This window comes from Cupriavidus sp. HMR-1 (assembly GCF_000319775.1).
GTDB classification, from domain to species: domain Bacteria; phylum Pseudomonadota; class Gammaproteobacteria; order Burkholderiales; family Burkholderiaceae; genus Cupriavidus; species Cupriavidus metallidurans.
The window spans coordinates 1-5,736 of sequence record NZ_ANKP01000194.1; the positions used below are offsets into that span (position 1 = coordinate 1).

5 protein-coding genes are annotated in these 5,736 nt (G+C 63.7%); all 5 read left to right on the forward strand.

The annotated features are described in order from the left end of the window. Positions 1-718 (forward strand): alpha/beta hydrolase (locus D769_RS20055; protein ID WP_052018128.1); only part of this gene is annotated, 718 nt, incomplete at its 5' end. An 80-nt stretch (positions 719-798) separates the two neighbouring features. Further along, a complete protein-coding gene (locus tag D769_RS20060; RefSeq protein ID WP_008648864.1) occupies positions 799-2,466 on the forward strand; it encodes a GMC family oxidoreductase N-terminal domain-containing protein in 1,668 nt (555 codons plus the stop codon). Positions 2,467-2,825: 359 nt separating this feature from the next. Continuing rightward, entirely contained in the window at positions 2,826-3,599 is a 774-nt protein-coding gene (locus D769_RS20065) for an ABC transporter ATP-binding protein (RefSeq protein WP_008648866.1), read from the forward strand. Between the two features lie 12 nt (positions 3,600-3,611). Then, the gene (locus tag D769_RS20070; protein WP_008648867.1) at positions 3,612-4,337 is read left to right on the forward strand and encodes an ABC transporter ATP-binding protein; all 726 of its coding nucleotides are present in this window, start codon (positions 3,612-3,614) and stop codon (positions 4,335-4,337) included. Positions 4,338-4,436: 99 nt separating this feature from the next. Further along, a complete protein-coding gene (locus tag D769_RS20075) occupies positions 4,437-5,645 on the forward strand; it encodes an ABC transporter substrate-binding protein (protein WP_008648868.1) in 1,209 nt (402 codons plus the stop codon). The last annotated feature ends 91 nt before the right edge of the window (positions 5,646-5,736 follow it).

Below are 5,736 nucleotides of genomic sequence, written 5' to 3' on the forward strand. Positions count from 1 at the left end.
GCGACAAGGAGCGAGTGCGGTCAGGCCGCGTGGTGTCGCCGGGTGCATGGATCAGAGAGGGCGCCACGGCGCGAGTGGCGGGCCGCGCATGGTGGCGCCCACGCCGGACAGCTATCTCGACGATCTGGCCGAAATCTACGATGGTGCAATGCGGCAATGGAACGAATTGCCGATCGTGCTCGGGCACAGCATGGGCGGACTCATTGCTGCGCGCTTTGCCACCGCGCGCGTGCGGCCGATCCGCGCGCTGGTGCTGTCGTCGCCCGCGCTGGCGCTTCGTTTGTCCAATTCCATGCTTACGATGCATCGAATGCTGCTTGCTTTGATACCGCGTATTCGTGTGCCGAATCCAATTGATGCCCGGCTGTTGTCCCACGATGTCGAAGTGGGGCGCGCATATCGCACCGATCCGCTGGTGCAAGGGACGATCAGCGCCAGCGTGCTGGAGACATTCCTCCGGGGAATGCCGCAGGCCCTGGCTGATGCGTCGAGGCTGGAAGCGCCCATGCTGATGCTCGTGGGTGGCGCGGACCGCATCGTCGATCCGGAAGGCAGCCGCATCTTCTTCGAGAGCGCGCCAGAGGATCTGCGCGAGATGGTCTGGTTCGACACTGGCTATCACGAGATCTTCAACGAAGCCGAGCCGTTGCGCGGCGAGGTGTTTGCGGCACTGACCGGCTGGCTGCGGCAGCGCCTGGAGACTCCGGCAAAGCACTGACGGCGGAAGCACCCCGAGTCGTGCGATGATTTCGGGCATTCCAGCAGTAACTGCCGGTGTCTGAATAGGATCGCAGGGAAATGGAGACGTTCGACTACATCATCGTGGGTGCGGGTTCGGCGGGTTGTGTGCTGGCCAACCGGCTGACGCAGGACAGCGATGTCAACGTGCTGCTGCTCGAAGCGGGCGGCAAGGACGACTATCACTGGATTCATATTCCAGTCGGCTATCTCTATTGCATCGGCAATCCGCGCACCGACTGGCTCTATCGCACCGTGGCCGAAGCCGGCCTGAACGGCCGCTCACTCGGCTATCCGCGTGGCCGCGTGCTGGGCGGGTCGTCGTCGATCAACGGCATGATCTATATGCGTGGCCAGCGCGAGGACTACGACGACTGGGCACGCATCACTGGCGATGACGGCTGGCGCTGGGACAACGTGCTGCCGTTCTTCAAACGCAGCGAGGACCATCACCGTGGCGCGAACGAGTTCCACGGCGCCGGTGGCGAATGGCGCGTGGAAGCGCAGCGGCTGCGCTGGGAAATCCTCGAGTGCTTCATCGAGGCCGCCGAGCAGGCTGGCATTCCCCGTACCGACGATTTCAATCGCGGCGACAACTTCGGCGTGGGCTATTTCGAGGTCAACCAGCGTCGCGGCATTCGATGGAATACGTCGAAGGCGTTCTTGCGCCGTGCGGCGGAACGGCCCAACCTGACCATCGTCACCGGCGCGCAGGTTAGCGCGTTGACGTTCGATAGCCCGGACGGCCTGCGCTGCACCGGCGTGCAATACCTGGGCGGTGGCCAGCCACACGAGGCGCGCGCGAAGCAGGAGGTGATACTTGCTGCCGGCGCGATTGGCTCGCCGCAGTTGCTGGAGCTCGCGGGCATCGGCCAGCCAGACCGGCTGCAGGCGCTGGGCATCCGCGTGCGCCACGCGCTGCGCGGCGTGGGCGAGAATCTGCAGGATCACCTGCAGTTGCGTTCGGTGGTCAAGGTCCAGGGCGTGCGCACGCTCAACACGCAGGCGGCGCACTGGTGGGGCAAGCTTGGCATCGGCCTGCAATACGCCTTCAACCAGAGCGGGCCGATGAGCATGGCGCCGTCGCAACTCGGCGCGTTCGCGCGCAGCGATCCCGAGCAGCCTCGCGCCAATATCGAATACCACGTGCAGCCGCTGTCGCTGGACAAGTTCGGCGATCCGTTGCACAGCTTCAATGCCTTCACGGCGAGCGCCTGCAATCTGCGGCCCACGTCGCGCGGCAGCGTGCATATCGAAGAAGCCGATTTCCGTCGCGCGCCATTGATCGCGCCGAACTATCTGTCCACTGAGGAAGACCGCAAGGTCGCCGCCGATTCGATCCGCCTGACGCGGCGCATCGTGTCATCGCCGGCATTGGCGCGCTACAAGCCGCAGGAGTATCTGCCCGGCGCGACATTCCAGACCGACGAGGAACTGGCGGAAGCGGCTGGCGCGATCGGCACGACAATCTTCCATCCCGTCGGCACTTGCCGGATGGGTGGCGCGGACGATGCCGACGCGGTCGTCGACAACCGCCTTCGCGTGCGGGGCATCAGTGGTCTGCGCGTGGTCGATGCGTCGGTGATGCCGTTGATCACGTCCGGCAATACGAACTCGCCGACGATCATGATTGCCGAGCGCGCCAGCGATATGATCCGCGCGGATCGCAAGGCAAGCGCCGGTAATCCGGACATCGTCACGGCGCCTTCACCAGCAGTCACTGCATAGTCAGTATGCGGTGCAACACGCACCGCATGAAGACCTGCTGATTACATCATCGTCACGCAGCTTCGACGTCTCTCGCAGACGTCGGTACGCGCTCGCACGTCTGTCGCGTGGGTGACATATCGTGCATGTATTACGCCTAGTGCAAACCCCGATGTTTTGCGACGCAGCAGGCGCACACAATAGTCGCCGGCATATCGGTGCCGCAGACTCCACTTGGTGCTGCGCCACCGCGCCAGTCCGGCAGCCGCGCCGAATCACACCTACAAAGCGGCAACCATGGCGACACAGCGCCGGAGTTCGAACCATTGTCAGTTGCCGGCCAAAATCCGGCATCGCAGCAAGAGGGCGGGCAGGAGACTATGACTCAGGAAACCATCCTGGAAACGAAGAACCTGACGAAGGAATTCAAAGGGTTCACTGCGGTAAGCGACGTCAATCTGCGGGTGCGGCGCGGTTCGATTCACGCATTGATCGGACCGAATGGCGCGGGCAAGACCACCTGCTTCAATCTGCTCACGAAATTCCTGGAGCCGACGACCGGCACGATCCTGTTCAACGGCATCGACATCACGCGCGAGAAGCCCGCGCAGATCGCACGCCGTGGCGTGATCCGTTCGTTCCAGATTTCGGCAGTGTTCCCGCACCTGACCGTACGCGAGAACGTGCGCATCGGCCTGCAGCGCCAGCTTGGCACGGCGTTCCAGTTCTGGCGTAGCGAGCGTTCGCTCGATGTGCTCAACGGGCGCGCGATGGAGCTGCTCGATCAGGTGGGCCTGACCGAGTACGCCGAGACCGTCACCGTCAATCTTCCCTATGGCCGCAAGCGCGCGCTGGAGATCGCCACCACGCTGGCGATGGAGCCGGAGCTGATGCTGCTCGACGAGCCCACGCAGGGCATGGGCCATGAGGACGTGGACCGCGTGACGCAGTTGATCAAGAAAGTATCCGCCGGCCGCACGATCCTGATGGTCGAGCACAACATGAGTGTGGTGTCGTCGATCGCCGACAAGATCACGGTGTTGCAGCGCGGCGCGATCCTGGCCGAAGGCCCGTACGCGGAGGTGTCGAAGGACCCGCGCGTGATGGAAGCGTACATGGGCACGGCCGACGCCGAGCTGCAAGGCGCGCACTAAGGGAGACGGACCATGGCGAACGACAACACTCCCGCGCTAGAGATCAAGGACCTGCACGCCTGGTACGGCGAGTCCCACATCCTGCATGGCGTGGACCTGACCGTGAACCGCGGCGAAGTGGTCACGCTGCTGGGCCGTAACGGCGCCGGCCGCACCACGACCATGCGCGCGATCATGGGCCTGACCGGCGCGCGCAAGGGATCGATCAAGGTCAACGGACACGAGACGATCGGCCTGCCCACGCACAAGATCGCGCACTTCGGCATCGGCTACTGCCCCGAAGAGCGGGCGATCTTCTCGAGCCTGTCGTGCGAGGAAAACCTGTTGCTGCCGCCGATGCTCAAGGGCGCCAACGCGGGCAAGGGGATGAGCGAGGCCGAGATCTACGAGATGTTCCCGAACCTCAAGGAGCGGCGCCAGAGCCAGGGCACGCGCCTCTCGGGCGGGGAGCAGCAGATGTTGGCGGTGGGCCGCATCTTGCGCACTGGCGCGAACCTGCTGCTGCTCGACGAGATTTCCGAAGGCCTGGCGCCGGTCATCGTGCAGGCGCTGGCCCGCATGATCCTGATGCTCAAGAAGAAGGGCTACACGGTGGTGATGGTGGAGCAGAACTTCCGCTTCGCCGCGCCGCTGGCTGACCGCTTCTACGTGATGGAGCACGGCGCGATCGTCGAACGCTTCGCCGCGAACGAGCTGCAGGCCAAGATGCCCGTGCTCAACGAACTGCTTGGGGTCTGATCGACGGCGCCGCGCCTGCGGTGCCGTGGTCGCATTTAACTCGCATTGGTGGCAGGAACGGGCGGCGTGACTGCGCTGCCGCAACTCAGGAGACAACAAATGAAGATGACTCGACTGGCCGTCGCAGTGGCGGCGACTGTCCTTGGTGCGTTTGCAGGCGGCGCTTCGGCGCAGGTTTCGGGTGACACGGTAAAGATCGGCTACATCACCGACATGTCGGGCCTGTACGCCGACATCGACGGCCCGGGCGGCCTGGAAGCGGTAAAGATGGCCATCGAGGATCACGGTGGCAAGGTGCTGGGCAAGCCGATCGAACTGGTTTCGGCTGACCACCAGAACAAGGCCGACATCGCCGCCTCGAAGGCGCGCGAGTGGATGGACCAGCAGGGTCTGGACATGCTGCTGGGCGGCACCAACTCGGCTACCGGCCTGGCCATGAACAAGGTGGCGCAGGAAAAGAAGCGCGTCTACTTCAACGTGGGCGCGGGCACTGCCCGACTGACGAACGAAGAGTGCTCGCCGTACACGGTGCACTACGCCTATGACACGGTGGCGCTGGCCAAGGGCACCGGCAGCGCTGTGGTCAAGCAGGGCGGCAAGAAGTGGTTCTTCCTGACTGCCGACTACGCTTTCGGTCATTCGCTCGAGAACGACACGGCAGCCGTGGTGAAGGCCAATGGCGGCACGGTGGTGGGTTCGGTGCGCCACCCGCTGTCGGCATCGGACTTCTCGTCGTTCCTGCTGCAGGCACAGGCGTCGAAGGCTGACATCCTGGGCCTGGCCAACGCTGGCGGCGACACGATCAACTCGATCAAGGCGGCCAAGGAATTCGGCATCACGAAGAACATGAAGATCGCCGGCCTGCTGATGTTCATCAACGACATTCACTCGCTGGGTCTGAAGAACACCGAAGGCCTGCTGATGACCGACAGCTGGTACTGGGACATGAACGACGACACGCGCAAATTCGCGAACCGCTTCTTCGGCAAGATGAAGAAGATGCCGAGCAGCCTGCAGGCCGCCGACTACTCCGCGATCAGCACGTACCTGAAGGCCGTGGAAGCCGCCAAGACCGATGATCCGGACAAGGTCATGGCCGAGCTGAAGAAGATGAAGATCAGCGACTTCTACAACAAGAGCTACATCCGTGCCGATGGCCGCAACATCCACGACATGTACCTGATGCAGGTGAAGGCGCCGGCCGATTCGAAGAAGCCGTGGGACTACCTGAAGATCGTGACGACGATCCCGGGCGACCAGGCGTTCACGACGCCGGCCGAGTCGAAGTGCGCGCTGTTGAAGAAGTAAGCGAAGCAGGCGAACCCGAGATGGTTTGCTCCCCTCTCCCGCGAGCGGGAGAGGGGCAGGGGGAGAGGGTCAGCGTTTCAGTACGCGAGGG

Bases quoted from the DNA above. Each gene is read 5' to 3' on its own strand.
- D769_RS20060 (WP_008648864.1), top strand. From the start codon at position 799: ATGGAGACGTTCGACTACATCATCGTGGGTGCGGGTTCGGCGGGTTGT.
- D769_RS20065 (WP_008648866.1), top strand. From the start codon at position 2,826: ATGACTCAGGAAACCATCCTGGAAACGAAGAACCTGACGAAGGAATTC.
- D769_RS20070 (WP_008648867.1), top strand. From the start codon at position 3,612: ATGGCGAACGACAACACTCCCGCGCTAGAGATCAAGGACCTGCACGCC.
- D769_RS20075 (WP_008648868.1), top strand. From the start codon at position 4,437: ATGAAGATGACTCGACTGGCCGTCGCAGTGGCGGCGACTGTCCTTGGT.